Source organism: Streptomyces sp. NPDC085900, assembly GCF_044540925.1.
Lineage (GTDB): Bacteria > Actinomycetota > Actinomycetes > Streptomycetales > Streptomycetaceae > Streptomyces > Streptomyces gilvifuscus.
On record NZ_JBITSP010000008.1, the window covers coordinates 253,240 to 269,018 of the forward strand.

At 70.8% G+C, this 15,779-nt stretch carries 13 protein-coding genes; 2 read left to right on the top strand and 11 right to left on the bottom strand.

Going from position 1 to position 15,779, the window contains the following annotated elements:
* Positions 1–40: 40 nt before the first annotated feature.
* A complete protein-coding gene (locus tag ACIGDI_RS27620; protein ID WP_399901820.1) occupies positions 41–1,489 on the bottom strand; it encodes a LuxR C-terminal-related transcriptional regulator in 1,449 nt (482 codons plus the stop codon).
* Positions 1,490–1,805: 316 nt separating this feature from the next.
* Between ACIGDI_RS27620 and ACIGDI_RS27625 the strand changes: the two genes are divergently transcribed.
* Positions 1,806–2,471, top strand: coding sequence for a cutinase family protein (locus tag ACIGDI_RS27625; RefSeq protein ID WP_399901823.1), 666 nt, complete (start codon positions 1,806–1,808; stop codon positions 2,469–2,471).
* Positions 2,472–2,818: 347 nt separating this feature from the next.
* On the opposite strand, the gene ACIGDI_RS27630 is transcribed toward ACIGDI_RS27625, so the two are convergent.
* From ACIGDI_RS27630 to ACIGDI_RS27650, 5 genes are all read right to left on the bottom strand, one after another.
* Positions 2,819–3,475, bottom strand: coding sequence for a hypothetical protein (locus ACIGDI_RS27630; protein WP_399901826.1), 657 nt, complete (start codon positions 3,473–3,475; stop codon positions 2,819–2,821).
* Positions 3,472–4,305, bottom strand: a complete 834-nt coding sequence (locus ACIGDI_RS27635; RefSeq protein WP_399902257.1) for an ATP-binding cassette domain-containing protein — start codon at positions 4,303–4,305, stop codon at positions 3,472–3,474. The genes ACIGDI_RS27630 and ACIGDI_RS27635 overlap by 4 nt, the downstream gene beginning before the upstream one ends.
* A gap of 267 nt (positions 4,306–4,572) precedes the next feature.
* Complete coding sequence (locus ACIGDI_RS27640) at positions 4,573–6,654, bottom strand: HEAT repeat domain-containing protein (RefSeq protein WP_399901829.1); 2,082 nt, start codon at positions 6,652–6,654, stop codon at positions 4,573–4,575.
* A 135-nt stretch (positions 6,655–6,789) separates the two neighbouring features.
* Complete coding sequence (locus tag ACIGDI_RS27645) at positions 6,790–8,838, bottom strand: SpoIIE family protein phosphatase (protein ID WP_399901833.1); 2,049 nt, start codon at positions 8,836–8,838, stop codon at positions 6,790–6,792.
* Positions 8,839–8,910: 72 nt separating this feature from the next.
* Complete coding sequence (locus tag ACIGDI_RS27650; protein WP_399901836.1) at positions 8,911–9,339, bottom strand: hypothetical protein; 429 nt, start codon at positions 9,337–9,339, stop codon at positions 8,911–8,913.
* Positions 9,340–9,758: 419 nt separating this feature from the next.
* Here ACIGDI_RS27650 and ACIGDI_RS27655 point away from each other — a divergent pair, with 419 nt between their 5' ends.
* Positions 9,759–10,055 carry a hypothetical protein gene (locus ACIGDI_RS27655; protein WP_399901839.1) on the top strand — a complete coding sequence of 99 codons (297 nt, stop codon included), beginning with the start codon at positions 9,759–9,761 and terminating at the stop codon, positions 10,053–10,055.
* A 306-nt stretch (positions 10,056–10,361) separates the two neighbouring features.
* Here the strand turns inward: ACIGDI_RS27655 and ACIGDI_RS27660 are convergent, their stop codons facing one another.
* The 5 genes from ACIGDI_RS27660 to ACIGDI_RS27680 all read right to left on the bottom strand — a co-directional run bounded on the left by ACIGDI_RS27660 (position 10,362) and on the right by ACIGDI_RS27680 (position 15,696).
* Complete coding sequence (locus ACIGDI_RS27660; protein WP_399901842.1) at positions 10,362–11,162, bottom strand: hypothetical protein; 801 nt, start codon at positions 11,160–11,162, stop codon at positions 10,362–10,364.
* A 725-nt stretch (positions 11,163–11,887) separates the two neighbouring features.
* The gene (locus tag ACIGDI_RS27665) at positions 11,888–12,496 is read right to left on the bottom strand and encodes a GNAT family N-acetyltransferase (protein WP_399901845.1); all 609 of its coding nucleotides are present in this window, start codon (positions 12,494–12,496) and stop codon (positions 11,888–11,890) included.
* Positions 12,489–14,567 carry a penicillin acylase family protein gene (locus ACIGDI_RS27670; RefSeq protein WP_399901848.1) on the bottom strand — a complete coding sequence of 693 codons (2,079 nt, stop codon included), beginning with the start codon at positions 14,565–14,567 and terminating at the stop codon, positions 12,489–12,491. The genes ACIGDI_RS27665 and ACIGDI_RS27670 overlap by 8 nt, the downstream gene beginning before the upstream one ends.
* Positions 14,568–14,938: 371 nt before the next feature.
* Positions 14,939–15,214 (bottom strand): DUF3253 domain-containing protein, encoded by a 276-nt coding sequence (locus tag ACIGDI_RS27675; protein ID WP_399901851.1) that lies wholly within the window; start codon positions 15,212–15,214, stop codon positions 14,939–14,941.
* Positions 15,215–15,294: 80 nt separating this feature from the next.
* Positions 15,295–15,696 (bottom strand): hypothetical protein, encoded by a 402-nt coding sequence (locus ACIGDI_RS27680; RefSeq protein ID WP_399901853.1) that lies wholly within the window; start codon positions 15,694–15,696, stop codon positions 15,295–15,297.
* Positions 15,697–15,779 lie beyond the last annotated feature (83 nt).

Genomic DNA, 15,779 nt, shown 5'->3' on the forward strand with positions numbered 1-15,779 from the left:
TACCGAGAATCGCAAACGGCCCCTCTCCTGCCGTCGGCCTTCAAGACTCGAGTCGGCGGGCCAGGGCCACCCGGGAGCGCACGCCGAGCTGGGTGAAGATGTTGCGCAGGTGGTACTCGACGGTCCGGGTGCTGATCGACAGCTGGCGCGCCACTTCGCGGTTGGTGGCGCCCTGAGCCACCGAGTGGGCGATGCGCAGTTGCTGCGGGGTGAGCTGGGGGAGCGATTGCGGGCCGGATCCGGGCGAAGGGTCGGTCAGGGGTGTCTCCCCGGCCGCCCGCAGTTCGGCGTCGGCCTGCTGTGTCCAGACGTCAGCGCCGCAGTGATCGAACCCGATGACAGCGCTGCGCAGTTGGGAGCGTGCTTCCACGAAACGGCGTCGGCGGCGCAGCCACATCCCGTACGCGAGGTGAGTGCGAGCGTGCTCGTAGGGGCTGTCCACCCTCTCGTGCTCCGCCAAGGCCGAGGTGAAGAGGCCCTCGCTGTGTTCGTCGCCCGCCAGCAGGGCACGGCAGCGCAGTACGATCGCGGGCGCCTGCGGGTCGGCGCCCAGCGAGGCCCACCGGGCGTACTGCCCCAGGAGTTGCTCCACGTCCTCGTGCGCATCGACGTCGCAGCCTGCGAGGACCGCAGCCTCGACATAGCAGGGGACCACCAGCATGCGCAGGCCGAAGTGACCCTGCCGCGGTCCTGCCGCGACGAGTGGGGCAAGTCGTGCGGCGGCGTGATCCGCGTTGCCGTGGCCGAGGTCCGCGCGGGCCCTGGCCCATTCGGCGAGCGTCCTGGCCTGGCTGAGTCCGTGGGCGTGAGCGATGTGCAGGGCCGCCTGCGCGTGCGCGGCCACGGCGGTCGGATCGCCCGCGATGGAGGCGGCCAAGGCGAGGATGGCGGACAGGCCGGCCGTCACATTGCGTTGCGGATGTTCCGCGGCCGCCTCGAGACCCGCCTCGGCGTGGACGCGGGCCTGGTGGTGGCGGCCCGCGCGCAGTTCGGCGTAGGCGAGGTGTTCCAGGATGCGGGGCAGGAGCGTCGGCGTCGCTTCGGAGCGGGCGGTGGCCAGCGCCTGGCCGAGGACCTGCCGTGCTGTCGCAAGGTCGCCAAGAATGAGCGCGATCGTGCCCGCGGACAGCAGCCGCGAGGGCTGCTGCTGCGCGCTCAGCACGGTCAGTACCGGGCCCAGCAGAGCCTCGGCGTGCTCGAAATCGCCGTGCAGGACGCTGCGCATGCCGTCGCTGTAGGCGCTCCAGAAGGCGTCGATCGGGTCGTGGGTGTCCGCGGCGGGGATCTCACCGGCTGGAGGGGTCAGCGCGTTCAGTGCAGTCAGGTAACCCTCGCGGTCGCCGGCGGACCATGCAGCCAGCGAGGCTTGGACGCCGGCTTCGCGCGAGCGGACGACGTCGGTCGCCCTCAGGGTCCGTGAGGCGAGGAGCAGTAGGTGGTGGGCGTCGGCGACGGGGCCGTCGCGCAGGAGCCGAAGCCCGAGCGGCATCTCCTCCTGCGCGGGCGGCAGTTGCTCGCCCTGTGCAGCAAGAGCGCCTCGTCGGTCGGGATCCGTGCCAGGTGACTCATGCCCCACGCGCACCACCGCTCTCTGTGGCCTTGCCGTGCCGATGGTAGCGATCGGGCGTCGCGCGCGGGCGCGTTCTCCGGCATTGCTGACTGCATGTCCAACAGCGGGCGCCCGGTGGCCGACTGGTGATTTCACCGATACGCGTGGGGCGTGGTGCTTCCTACGGTGCTGTTGTGTTCGGCGGACGGATCCCGTCCGGAGCGCCCGCACCACCGCTCGAGAAAGAGGAACCCCCATGTCCCGTCACGCTTCACGGCGTCGTCTCACCCTCGTGTCCCTCGCCGGTGTCGGCGCGCTGAGCGCGGCCGGTATCTCCCTGCTGCCCTCCCTCGCGTCCGCGGCGCCGTGTCCGAACGTCGAGGTCGTCTTCGCACGCGGCACCGGAGAGGCTCCGGGGCTGGGCATCACGGGAACTTCACTCGTGAAAGGCATCAAGAGCGCTCTGCCGGGCAAGACGGTGTCGTCGTACGCCGTCGACTACGCGGCGAACTTCTCGCAGACGAGCGCTGGGCCCGGAGCCACCGACATGACCGACCACGTCAAGACCACCGCGGCCAACTGCCCCGCCACTTCCTTCGTCCTGGGCGGCTACTCCCAGGGCGGCAGCGTCACTGACATCGCCCTCGGGATCCCGACTCGGCTCGGCACCGGCCGCACCATTCCTCCGCAACTCGCGAGCCGAGTCAAGGCAGTTGTCGTCTTCGGCAACCCCCTACGGCTGTCGGGCCGCACCATTGCCTCGGCCAGCGACCTGTTCGGTGCCAAGGCCAAGGAGTTCTGCAACACCGGCGACCCGGTCTGCGGCAACGGCCGCAACAGCGCAGCGCACCTGACCTACCACCTCAACGGCAGCGTCGAGCAGGGCGCGCGCTTCGCCGCCGACAGGATCAACCAGAAGTGAGACCGGGGGCGGTGGCGGGGGCCGAGGCCCGATCCAGACGCGGGACCGTCTGACCCGGCGGTAGCGGAGTGGCTCGTCGCGCAGCTGCGCTTGGACGTTCGGCAGCGCACCGTCGTCGTGGAGGCGATCAGGATGCCCGGCGGGAGCGGTGGCTCCTGACAACGCCCGCGCCACAGCCGGGCCTTGGCCCTCACGCCCGCGTGCTCCCGTCGCGGATCTGCCGTGACCTGCCCGGCCCAGGCGTCTGTTCGTGCGCGTAGCCCACGCGCGAGCGCCCGCCGACGCTGGCCGAGGACGCCGCCGTGGTGGTTGCAGCCTGCACTGGTGCGGGCACGCCGCTGCAGACTTCATGCCTTTCGGCGGGTGAATGCCTGTGCAATGGCGACTGCAGCCGCCAAGAAGCCCACATTGACGGCGAGTAGAGCGCCCGTGGGGGCCAGGGCGTCCGCCGAGTCCGGCGTGTTCTGCAGGTGGGTGAGCATGATGTTGACCGGGGAAACGCCTTTGCCCAGCAGGACGGCGAGTAGGAGCAGCAGGGAGACGGCGAGCGCGTAGCCCTGCCGCGAGAGCACCAACCGCGAGCAGACCAGCCCGATAGCCATCCCCGCGAGGGCACAGGTGAGTTGGGCCTCGGTTCCCAGCGCCACATCCGCGAGGCCGGCTGTGTGGGTCCCGAACATCAGCGGCAGCACCAGGCCGGCGAGCATCAGCAGCAGGCACCACACTGCGGCCGTGACGACTGTCGCGAGCAGGACGCGCAGATGGCTGCCGGCGCTGACGACGACGATCGAGCGGTGCGCCTGGTCCTCGAGGCCGATCAGTGTCATGGTCAGCCAGATCGAGCACGGCAGCATGGCCCCGGCCACCGAGGCGTAGGTCGCGGTGAGCGGGCCCGTGTCGCTGCTGGTCAGCACGACCACCAGACCGAGGAACAGCAGCAAGGGTGCCAGGTAGCGCTGGGAGAGCAGCAGCACGGTGGACATGTAGCGGACCAGGGAGATCACGGGGCGGTCCTCCCGGCATCGCGCCGGAGAGTGCGTTCGTCTGCGGCCCCGGCCAGGCTCACTACCGACCACCGATGCTGCAGCGCCGTCAGCAGCACGGCGTCCGAGTGCTCTCGCCTGACCTGCAGGACGACCTCCCCTCCGCGCCGCGCGGTGTCCGTCACGCCCGGCAGCATGGACCAGTTCACCTCGGACGGAATGACGCCGGTGGGCGGCACGGTCAGGACCAGCTCGGCCATCGAGGTCCGGCTCCCGTCCTGGGGGCCGCCGTGCAGGGTGACCCTGCCGTCGCCGATGGTGTAGGTGCCGCGGGCGTGTGACTCGGTGATCGCCTCGCGGTGATCGGTGAAGACCACTGCCCCGCCCTGTGCGGCCACTTCGTCGATGAACTCGGCGAGGACGCCGTGGGCCGTGGCATCCAGGCCTGACCAGGGTTCGTCGAGGACCAACAGGTCGGGCTGAACGAGAAGGGCTTGGGCGAGCACCACCTTCTGCGCGTTGCCCTTCGAGAGCGTACGCAGCGACGCGTCCCGCTCGCCCTCCAGGGCCAGCCGGTCCAGCAGTTGATGGCCTCGGTCACGTGCGGCGGAGGCCGCCAAGCCATGGATCCGCCCCATGTGAGTGAGATAGGAGACGGCCGAGATGCGGTCGTGGACGGTGAATCGGTCCGGTACGTAACCGATGCGCGGTGGTCGGCCCGACACGCTCCCGGTGGTGGGCTGCGACAGTCCGACGAGCATCCTCAACAAGGTGGACTTCCCCGAACCATTGCTACCCACCACCGCGAGCACGTCACCGGCCGCAACCTCCATGTGGACGTCCCGGAGGATCCATCGTCCTCCGCCGTAACGTTTGCCGACCGCCTCACAACGCAACAACTCGACTCCTCGCTGTGGCCTTACGCGCTTGGCTCCTCAAGCCTGCCAAACGGACTTGGTAGTCATGCTGACAGGCAGAAAGGTCCCTGGCAGAGGCGATTCGCTTCCTGTTCGCCCGACTGCGGACGTCGCCGTCAGCAGCAGGATCCATGCGCAGCACGCCCTCCGGGTCGGGCCGGGGCGGCGACAGATCACTCGTCCGCCGCCCCGGCCCAGGGATCAGATGGCGGTCAGGATGGCGCGCAGCCGTTCGTCCTCGCGGATGATGCTGTTCGCGATGCCTGAGGCGACGATGCGCCGGTCCTGTTCGGCGAGTTCGGCGACGCGGCGGCGCTGGTTGGTACTCAGGGCGGTGGAGCCGAGAGCTTGGAGCGCCTCGCAGGCGCCGGAGATGTCCGCCCCGATTTCGGCGGAATGGAGGGCTGCCTCGGCGAGGTGGCCGACGTCGACGACGTCGGGGTCGGTGATGGCGAGCAGGGCGAGGGCGGCGGCAGGGGCCTTCTCGGGGTCGGCGAGCAGTTGTTCCAGCCGGGGGATCAGGGGCCGGGCGGCCGCGCCGAGGAGGGCGGTCGCCCGGATGGCGCGGACGACGGTCCACCGGTACCAGGGCTGGTTGACAGTGGTGCGGTCGAGAACGGAGGCCAGGATCGTGACGGCTTCCTCGGTGTCGCCGTCGATCCGCCACACGGCGGTGGCGATCGCGATGTCGCGGTCCAGTTGCGGGGTGGTCGGCTCGGCGTCCTGGCTGACGGCCGCCCGCAGGGTGGGGAGTAGCCCGGCGGCCGTCGCGCCCAGGGTTGCGGCGGCCTCGGCGGCTTCGGTGACCTCGCGCGGGCCGGCGGCGACCGCCTCGGCGACGGCGTCGAGCAGGACGTCGGTTGCGCCGGTGAGGTCGTGGTGGGCCCGCGCCACCATCAGCGACGTGGCGGCGGCACGCAGCACGGCGCCGGCCTGCTCGCGCTGGGCCTGACTGCCGGCGGCTGCCACGGCGGCGATGGCGGTGGCCGCGTACTGGAAGCGGGGCAGCACGGCGTACAGCTCGGGCAAGGCGGTAGCGGCCTGCGGGCCCCACTGGCGGAGCAGGTGGACCAGGTCGGCGGTCTCGTTGTTGCCGAGCCCGTCCGCGGCCAGGCGTGCGCGGACGGCGGAGAGCATGCCCGGGTCGAAGGGGAAGGCGGGGGCTCGGAAGTCTCCCGCGGCGTCGAGGGCGCGGGGGCGTCGGCCGAGGTCCCGGGCGAGCAACGGGGCGGCCTGGCGGGGCGCGACCCGGACGAGGACGGCCAACGCCTGGTCAGCCGCCTCGTCGTCGGGCTGGGCGGCGAGTTCGGCCAGGGCGGGCGCGGCCTCGGCGGCGGCCGGACCGAGCTTGCCGAGCAGGGTTGACGCCGGGTGCTCGGCGGCGAGTGGGGCGATGGCCGGGACGAGTCGTTGGGGAGCGCTGCGGGAGAGGTAGCAGGCGTGGTCGGCCGCGGAGAGTGCCTCGGCCCGCACCTCGGGGCGGCCGTCATGCAGGGCGGCGTCCAACAGGGCGAAAGCGGCCTCGCGGTCAGCCTCGGTGCCGCGCTCCAGCAGGCTGTCGACGATCACGTGCAGGGGCTGTCGGTGGTGCATGCTGTACCGGTCGACGGTGAGTTCGCCGGCGGGAAGCAGGTTGAGCGCGGCGTCGTGGTGGGCGCCGGTCCACGGCTCACCGGCGGCCAGAGCGACGAGGAGCGCTGCCAGACGCAGCGGAGCGGGCGTGTCCGCACCGAACAGCACACGCGTCTCCACAGCGGCGCCGGGAAGGTCGACCCGGCCGAGGGCGATGAGCAGTTCAGCCCGGACACCGGGGTCGGCCTCGGCCGTCCACCGGCTTCGCAGGGCTGCCGAGGCGGCCTCGGTATTCCGGGTGTGGCCGAGCGTCCAGGCGGTGAGCATCCGGACGTTCGCGTCTTCATGTGCCAGCAGCGGTATCAGCAACGGGATTTGGGTGGCGACGGCGGCTCGGACGGCGCCCGGCGTGATCTCCCGTTCATCATCGCTTTCGGCCAGTCCACCGAGCAGGCACAGGACTTCGGTCGTCCCGGGCCGGGCGGCAGCGGCGATGCGGGCGAGGTACGGTACGGCGTCCACGCTGGCGGAGTACACCGTGCCCTGGTGGAGGATGCACGAGTACAGCTCGGACATGGCCTCCTCGGCCTCCCCGCCGCCCTCGGCGAGGGCACGCAGCAGGTCGGGCAGGTCCTCGGCGGGGCCGTAGGCGTGCGAGACGGAGGCCCAGGGGTGGGCGTCGAGGCCGGAGAGGGCGTCAGCGAGATCCATGGCGTGATCTTCGCAGCCGGGTCCGGCAGGAGGGTCGGGGGCCTGAGGTGACCTGCGTCAGCGCGCCTGCCACGTCCGCCTGAGTCGCGGTGCCGGTCCTCGGCCGGCATGGTCCTTGCGCCCGCAGGACTGCCGTCACCGGTGCGGGCGGACCAGGAGCAGCGCGATGTCGTCATGGCGGGGCGCGGATCGATCGGCGTGGTCGAGGAGGCTGTCGGCCAGGGCTTCCAGGTTCTCGTCCTGCGCGCTGGTGAGACGGTGGGCGAGCGCGGTGGTGGCGTCGTCGATGTCGGTGCTGGGGGCTTCGACGAGTCCGTCGGTGTAGAGAGCGAGAACGGCGCCGGGTGGGAGGGGGACTTCAGTGGTGGGGTAGTCGGAGTCGGCGTCGATGCCCAGCAGGAGTCCGGGGGACAGGCGCAGGGTGCCGGCGCGACCGCTGGGATGGCGGAGCAGGGGTGGTGGGTGGCCTGCGGTCGCCAGGAGGGCGCGATGATGGGGCAGGTCGAGGTGGGCGATGAGGCAGCTGGCGAACAGCCCGGTGTCGAGGTCGGTCAGCAGGCGGTTCGTGCGGGCGAGGACGTCGCCGGGTGAAGAGCCGGCGGTGGCGTTGGCGCGCACGGCGGTACGGACCTGGCCCATGAGGGCGGCGGCGCTGGTGTCGTGTCCCTGGACGTCCCCGATGACCACGACGACGGTGCCGTCCGTACAGGGGATGAGGTCGTAGAAGTCGCCGCCGATGTCGATGCCGCGGCCGGCGGGCCGGTAGCGGGCTGCCGTTTCGAGGCCGGGGATGTGCGGCAGGGTGCGGGGCAGCAGACCGGCCTGCAGGCTGAGGGCAAGTGCGTTCTTGGCGTCGTAGAGGCGGGCGCGGTCGAGGGCCTGGGCGATCAGCCCGGCCAGTGAGGTGAGCAGGGCGCGTTCGGCGGGCGGGAAGATACGGGGCAGGCCGTAGGCGAGAACGAGGGTGCCGACAGGACGGCCGGAGACGATCAGGGGAAGGAACGCCCAGGACGCCATCTCGTCCTGGTCCACTGCCGGCGGGTAGGTCTTCCTGAGGTCCGCGAAGGTGGGGAAGAAGGCGGCAGTGCCGGTGGTGACGGCGTGCACGGCAGGGGTGTCGGAGGTCATGGGGGTGGCTTCGAAGTGGGCCATCAGCTCGGCGCTGTAGCCGCGGTAGCCGGTGATGCACAGGCGCCCCTCGTCAACGGTGAGCAGGGCCAGTGCTTTGGGGCCGAAGGCGGGCACGATCTGATCGGCCGCGAGCTCGACCACGTCGTGCACACCGGCGGCCTCGGCCAGGGCGGTGGCCAGGTGTGTGAGGTGGTACAGGGCCGTCGCACCGATGGGTTCGGCCGGCTGCGGCAGGTGGGGTGCGGTGGCGGACGGAAGCCTGTCGGCCGGGGTGATGTGGACGCTGATCCCGCTGTCGTCCGGGTAGAGCTGGAACAACAGCCAGGCATCGGGCGGACGCCTGGCGGTGAAGGAGGTGGGCTGGCGGCTCACCACCGCCGCGCGGTAGCGGTCCTCGAACATCGGATCGTGCAGCCACCGGAGTACCTCCCAGGGACGGTAGCCCAGCAGGGAACCAGATGTGGCACCGACCAGATCGGCGCCGGCAGCGTTGATGAAGGTGAGCCGCCCCTCCAGGTCCAGAGCGCAGCAGCCCACCGGCAGGCGCGCGGTGAAGGACAGGGCCGCGGCGGCCTGCACAGGATCGGCGTCCTGGGGGTGGGGCGGCGGGACTATCCGGGGCTCATCCGGAGCATGCAGCGGGTTGCCACTGTCGGCGGCCCGGTGCAGTACCGCTGCCGCACGGCGGCAGCAGGTGTCGATCGTCTCCTGTTCGGCCGTGCTGAGAGCGGGTGGGTGCCAGACGGGCCACAGCAGCACGATGCCGCCCCACACGGTGCCGTGGCCGGTGATCGGGACCGCGGCCAGCTTGAAGTCATAGGGAAGGACGATGCCGACTCTCGGGTAACGGCGGGCGATGTCCTCCTGGCCGCCCACCCAGACCGGATGCCGATCACGCACCGCGTCCGCCACCGGGAACGCGGCGTCCATTGGGATGCGGGCCCACGGGGCGGCGAGCCTCTCCGATACGCCGCCCGCCAGGACCAGCCACAGGACCCGCTCCTCCGGTTGCAGCAGGTACAGCAGCCCCACTGAGGCCCTCGTGTCCCGCATCGTCTCAGCGAGAACGTCATCCAGCGGCGCCATTCCGTGCACGGGGCCTTGGGCCGTGGGCCTCTGCACGACTCACCGCCCGTCCCGGCCTGAGCGGGCCGCGCGGCGGGTGCGCTCGAAGCGGTCACGGGCCGCCTCGGCGGTGATGCCCAGCCCCGCACCGGCCTGGGCACAGCTCGCCCCGGAACGCCGGTCCGCGACAACCGCCGCACGGATCAGCTCGCTGGCCAGGCCTGGATTCTGGGCAGCTGTGGCGCAGTGCCATCTCGCCAGCGGCCTCGGCCAGCGCGAGCTGCCACAGCCCTGGGCGAGGCGATTTACGTGCGGCAGCAGGACTCCATCTCCTCCGGGCACCCCTTCCCGCTCGGGCGCAGCCCGCTGCCACCGGCGCCGGGCCTGCCATACGGCGGCCTGCCGGTGCGCCCGCCCACAGCAGCGGCGCCCGTGTGCCGCCGGCCCCGACAGCCCGGCACCGCACCAGCCGCACCGCAGATCACTCATACACGGACGATACGCCCGCCTTGCGGTGACGGCGCCCTACTAAGTCGTTGCCTCCGGGGGCCAGCGGCGCATGGGGAAGCGGCACACCTCCGGGAACGACCGGCAGGCTGGGTGCCTGTACGCGGATCGGCTGCCTGGCCTGTTCGACGGGATCTGGACGGTCGGCTGGGTGGCGGTCGGGAGTCAGCCGCGGCTGTTGCGGCCTGACCTGCGCCCGCCCACAACCGTCGGCCCTCTCGCCGAGCGTCGAGGACCTCACCGCGCTGCGAGCTGCCACGATCCTCGGCCGATGTGCCCAGGATCCCCTGAGAGGGAGGTGCCCTGCCCCTGGCGGTTTGCCGAACCGAGTGGGTTCGCCGGCCAGTGCCCGGGGTGACGGCAGGCTCGCATTGTCAGTGGCGGCTGAGAGGCTGCACTGCATGAACGGAGATGAGCAGTTGCTGCGCGGTCGGGTCTACGGCCACGACCACGACGACCCTGACCCAGGACCGCGCCCGCAGCGGACCTATGCCCTGCTCATAGGTGGGCCGCTGGACGGACTGCTGCTGGACATCACGGGCTGGCGGCCAGAAGAGATCGAGAACGGCGCGGCCCTGTCCACCGAGCTCGGGCAGTTTCCCGGCGGGCGGGCGCTCTACGACCCGCACCCCGGAGAGCCGCGCACACCGGGTCCGGGTGTGAGCTGCCGGCTCTATCACTCCGGCGACACGCCCTGACCGATGTCCGCAAGTGGCTACCCGGATCGATGTCCGTAAGTGCGGACCCGGGCGGGCAGCCAGGAGATCCTCCGCTCGACGATCCAGCGACAGGTGTCCCGACCGGTGCAGTGGGGCTGGCGGTGTTCGGCGGTCACTCGCGGAAGTCGCGCTACCGCATGCGCCGGTGCTTGTAGTGGGCGTAGCCGCGGTCGGCGAACAGCATGCCGAGCCACCTGCACGAGCGTCCGAAAACGCCGGCAACGGCCGGGATCTTGTCGATCGACCGGTTTGGGTCTGCTTTTGGCCCCTGCAGGCGGCTCGCCATCAGTGTGCCCAAGGCAGGGGAACCGCCTCGATTTCGGGGTCGTTCAGCAATGCGTTGATGAGGGCTGGTGACCCGACGACCTTGGTGCCCCATAGGTCGTAGTCGGTGCAAAGGACCCAGGAGCGGTCATCGGCCCAAAGATTGGACGGGCTGAAGTCTGCTTCGGACCGGTCGTACAGGACCTCGGCGTCCCCGAGCCGACCCGCACGCACGTGGAGGTTGTCGAAGTCAGTGGCTCCCAGCGTTAGCGGGCTGTAGTAGGCAAGGCAGCGGGTGTCCGAGCCTTCGGAGCTGTACTGGGTGAGGGTTGAGATCAGCCGATTCCAGGTCTCCCGGTCCAGGCTTCCTTCGGCCGGCGGGATCATGCTCAGTGGCCAGCTGCCCTCCCTTTTGACCGAGGGGAAGCAGCGGTAGGAGGGCATCAGCCCGTCGGGCACTATCGGGTCGCCGGTTCGCCGAGCAAGCTCGCTCCATCGCAGCCGCCGCCAGCCAGGGCCGGGGTGCCGGGCACGACCCAGACCTCCCCCCGTGGCGATGCTCACGGCGTCGAGGTCGAGGCCTCTGACAATGTGGGGTCGGGTACTTCCGTCGGCCAGACGTGCCTGGTGGTACTCGTCGTCAGACACTTCGGTCGACCCTTGCTCGTGCTCGTACATGGCGTTGAGCACCCACACCGCGTCAGGCATCGCCGGAGGCATGAACCCGGTCAGGCCGTCGCCACACAGCTCCAACAGCCAGTCGGTGACCCCAGGTGACACAAGCGGCCACGGGCGGGCCATCGGGTTCGGTTCCTCGGACATCCGCTCATGGTCCCACCCGACGGTTGGCACCGAGCAACTTGACCTTCGCCAGCACGACCATGTCCCGATCCATCGATCCCCTTCGTCCCCGCCCCTCTCCGACCGGCGCATGTCCCACGGCGAGACAGCACGGCGAACGCGCCGGCAGCCGACGACGGATGCCGGCACGTGGGCCGGAGAGTGGATGACGACGAGTCTGCGGGCAGGACGCCACCCGCAACAAGGCCGTACAGGCGTGCGCTTCGTCCTACCGAAAACGTCTCCGACCAGGCATGATGGACCTGACACTCACTCAAGCCCCGCCCTCGCGCGTCAGCGCCGTGCGCTGATCGGCAGATACGGGCAGTTCGGCGCTCGGATCACGTCGGTGATGAGGACCGCGCCCAGCCCGGTGTTCTGTTCACCGGTGGGCTTCACCCCTACCGAGTAGAGCCCCGGCTGGACGGGGGAGACCAGCCGGGGCCGCTAGCGGTGGCGTGCGGAGGGCGGTCGCCTCTCGGCGGGATGCTCCATGGGGCTTCAGCCGAACGATCGTCCCCATGGGCGGAAGGTGAGGCCCGGGGACACTGTCCCCTCCGCAGCCACGTAGAGATGAACGGTCAACCACCTCGGAGTGTTCCTGCGATGCCACTCCTGCCGGCGTGAACTGGAGCACAATGCAGGGCGGCGGCCATCTCCTGGAAGGCCCCGCCGGGATCCTGTTCCCTTCCTGCGCTCTTCAGGACTCACGCAGGGAAGACCACCGTCCGCTCGAGGAAGGCGAGTTGGGCCGTCTTCTCGGGCAGGTACACGTCGGGGAGGTCGATCTCCGGCAGGACGACCACCGGCCCCGCCTCGAAGCCCTGCCGCAGAAAACGGGCGATCGCCTTGGCGTTGCGCACATCGGGATCGACGACGATCCGGCGTCGGCCCACCCCCAGCAGCACGTACCCGGTCACCACCGCAAGCAGCGACTGCGACCATCCCGGCCGTGCGCCGCCTTCACCGGCGGGCGCGAGCAGTAGATGCACCCCGATGTCCCCGTCCCGCACCTCGTAGCACTCACCGACGCGGTCGGCCCGCGGCTCGTAGGTCTGGAGCAGCGCCACCGGTTCGCCGTCCTTGACGATCAGGAAGGCGTGATGGGTGGCGAGCCCGGCCATGTGCGTGTAGATCTCGGCGACGTCTTCTCGGCCGAGCCCTTGCATGCCCCAGAACACGGCTCGTTCCTCACGCACCCAACGGTGCACGACGTCCGCGTCCGCGTGCGGGTCGAGCGGCAGGACGCGGACGGTGCCGAAGCCGTCGAGGCGCTGTTCGTGGACGGCGGCGCGGGAGTCGTACAGATCAGACATCGCTCTCCTTGGTGAGCTGCTCGAAGTCGGTGACGACCGGGACGAGATCACCCCTGACCCACAGGGGGAGCTGATCGCGGTGATGCGGTGAGCCCGGCACTCCCGAGGCCCCGAATGGCACCACCCATCGGCTGTCCTCCCGCCGTGTCAGATCCCACACGTAACGGGCGGCGGGCGCCCGCGCGCTCAGATCGGTCAGCCCGGGCACGGACGAGGTGCACAGCACACAGTCGTGGTCGCCGGCGAGGCCGGGTTCGTCGTCCGAGGTGGTGGCGAGCGCCCGCCACGGGGCGAGCCGGTGCCTCTCGCCCCAGGGGGCGGCCGGTGGCCGGGCGGCCACTTCCTCCAGGGCCGCGGCTATGATCGCCGGCCGGTCGACGCCGTACAACTCCTCGGCAAGCAGCAGGTGTTCGAGGGCGAAGGCGATCCGGGGCAGCAGGGCGAGCCAGGGTAGGAGAACTTCCGGGTAGGCGGCCGGGGTTGCCAGCGCGGCGAACGCCGGGTGCGCGGTGAGCCGTCGTACGACCGCGCCGCGCACGGCTGCGTAGACGGCCGAGTCGGTGCTCTGCGCGTCCATCCGGCGGTCCCAGCGCAGGAGACGGTCGCGGAGGGCGGCGGCCGTGGGGGACAGGTCCTTGAGGGCCCGCAGGTGGTCCAACAGGGGTGCGGCGGAGCCGAGATGGGTGTCCAGGTGGATCGCGGGCATGTCGGCGGGTGACCAGCGATCCTTCTCCGCCAGCAGGGCGGCGATGCGGTCGGCGCGGTGCGGCGGGGCGAACTCGACGCCGAGGGGCGTGGCCAGGCCGCGCTGGTTGGCCATCACCGCGACGTCGCCGGCGGGTTCGGCGCGGGGTGTCTCGTGCCAGCCCCGCCACTCGTGTCCGGACTCCCAGGCGGGGACGAGCCGGTTGCGGTTGGCCTCGGAACGGATCGGCACCCGACCGGCGACCCGGTGCAGCACTCCGCCCTCGATGTCCGCGGCCAGGACCACGTTGACGGGCTCGGCCCACAGATCGAGGGCCTTGTCCACGTCGGCCGTGCGCCGGGCACGCAGGAGCGGGAGCAGGGCACTGAAGCCGAGGTCTCCGGTCACGCGGGGCGGGTAGCGCAGGGCCACGGCCGGCGGCTCGTCGTCCGATACGCCGCCGTCGAGCCCTTCCGGTCCCCCGGCGATCACGGGTCCGCGTTCCGTCTCGATGACCTCGGCCTCGGCGGGCGCCTCCCCTGCCACCTGCACGCTTTCCACCCGCCGGAACGCCCTCCGCCACACTCCGTCCGGGCCGAGGGTCTCCACGCCCGCACCGGTCCGCCGCAACCGCTCACGGTAAAGGTCCTGGTAGTCGGCCATGGCGTTGGTGATGGCCCAGGCGACCGTGCCGGTGTGGCCGAAGTGGGCGATGCCCGGTATCCCGGGGACGGCGAGGCCGACCACGTCGAAGTCGGGGCAGCTGAGGTGGATCTGCTGGTAGACACCGGGGTCCTCGATGAAGCGGTGCGGGTCGCCGGCGATGATCGCCTGACCGGTCGTGGTTCGCGCCCCGCCGACCAGCCAGCCGTTGCTGCCGGCCGTGCCGGGCCCGTCCGTGGCGAACAGCCCTACCGCCCGAGGACCGAGGTGCCGTACCGCCAGCTCCCGCCAGAGCTTGGCCGGGAACCCGGCGAACAGGATGTGCGTGGCGAGCCAGACACCGAGCGGTGTCCAGGGCTCCCAGTTGCCTGGAGTGAGGCCGGCACGGGTGAACTCCGGAGCGGTGGTGGCGGGCAGCTCCTGGTTGACGCCGTCGACGTACGCCCGGACCCATCGCGCCGTCTCGGGGTCCCGTTCCTCCAGCGCGGCCCAGCAGCGCCGGGCCGTGTCGTCGAGCCGCGCGCGGCGGGCGAACACGTCCCAGGACAGCGCCTGCGGCCCCAGGAAGGACGCGGAGGTGCCCTGAGCCCGGTGCCGTTCGACCTCCAATTGCCAGGCCCGGTCGCGGGCGGTCACCACACCCTGGGCACGGGCGAGTTCGTGAACGCCGTCGGCCCGCAGGTGCGGGATGCCCCAGGCGTCCCGGTGGATCTCGGAACCCACCACACCTCCATTATTTTAGGTAAGCCTTGCCTAATCACTCGGGTGAAATCGTACGTGAGCGGTGAGACACCGATGAACTCCGGCCCCCGCACTTTCCAGCGCCCAGGGGATTTCGGTCTGGCGGTGCCTCGGGGAAGTCGCCTCCGGAGGCAGTCGAGTCGGCAGAGCCGCACCATCACACCGACCGTCGGGACAGCGCGGGAGCGCCGCACATCTCTCGGCGGCCGCCATGACATGGCCTGCCCCGCCTGTTGACGCATGGCCTCTTGACGTCAGGAACTCATCCTCATCGCGTGGATGGGTCGGCGGCGAAATCAGTGAGGCCGGGGATGGCCTGCAACGTGATTGCGGTACGCCGGCCGGCAGCGGGGCTACCGGCGTGCGCGACGGATGCGAATAGGTCCGTGTGCCTCGGCCTCCGTGACGGGCCGACCGCCCTGGGTCACTTCGACTTGGCCGGCCGCCACCAGATGCCATGCCGCTCGGCGGACCGGTTCCATCAGCTCCCGCCAGCCTTCGTCGTCACCCTCGTAGACCTCACGGGCCACGTCGGACGGACAGATCGAAGCGGCCTCGGCACGGCGCTCGAGCAGGCCAGTGATCGCCGCCTCCAGCCGCTGAGCTAGCTGCCTGTCTGTCTCCGCCATGCGTTCAGTGTGGCACTGCAACGGAGGGGTCGCGTGAGGAGACCGTCGCCGATGCGCCGTGCGGGTAGAGGCCTTCCGACTCAGACGCATCCCTGTCCACCCTGGCGGTGCATGAACGGCCGGTCGAGTATCTCGATGTGCATGATTCTGCCGTCCACGACGTCCAGGATCAGCATGCCTTTCGAGGGCGAGAGAGGCACACACCGATGGCCCGGGCCGTACGGCTGCCCCCGCGGATGATCTGCCGTACGGATGCTCTGGCAGAAGTCATCGGCGCAGCCGCACTCGTCAGCCAGGCGAAGATCCCACGCGCAGATAGCCAGCTCGCGCTCTCCTTCATCTTCCAGGAGGGTGGTCAGCTCGGCGATGAGATCTGGGAAGACGTCGCGAACGAGGGGGTGGTCCTGATCCGTGGGCGGAGGGTAGCCGGGGTTGCCGGCTGGATGCGATGAAAAGGAGGACGCGGCCACCACCGGCAGCAACAGTGAACTCCTGTTGGAGTGGGCAGCGTTGCCTTGCGCATGATTTGCGGCGTGCTCAATGGCCTGTCCTTGCTGGGTCGATG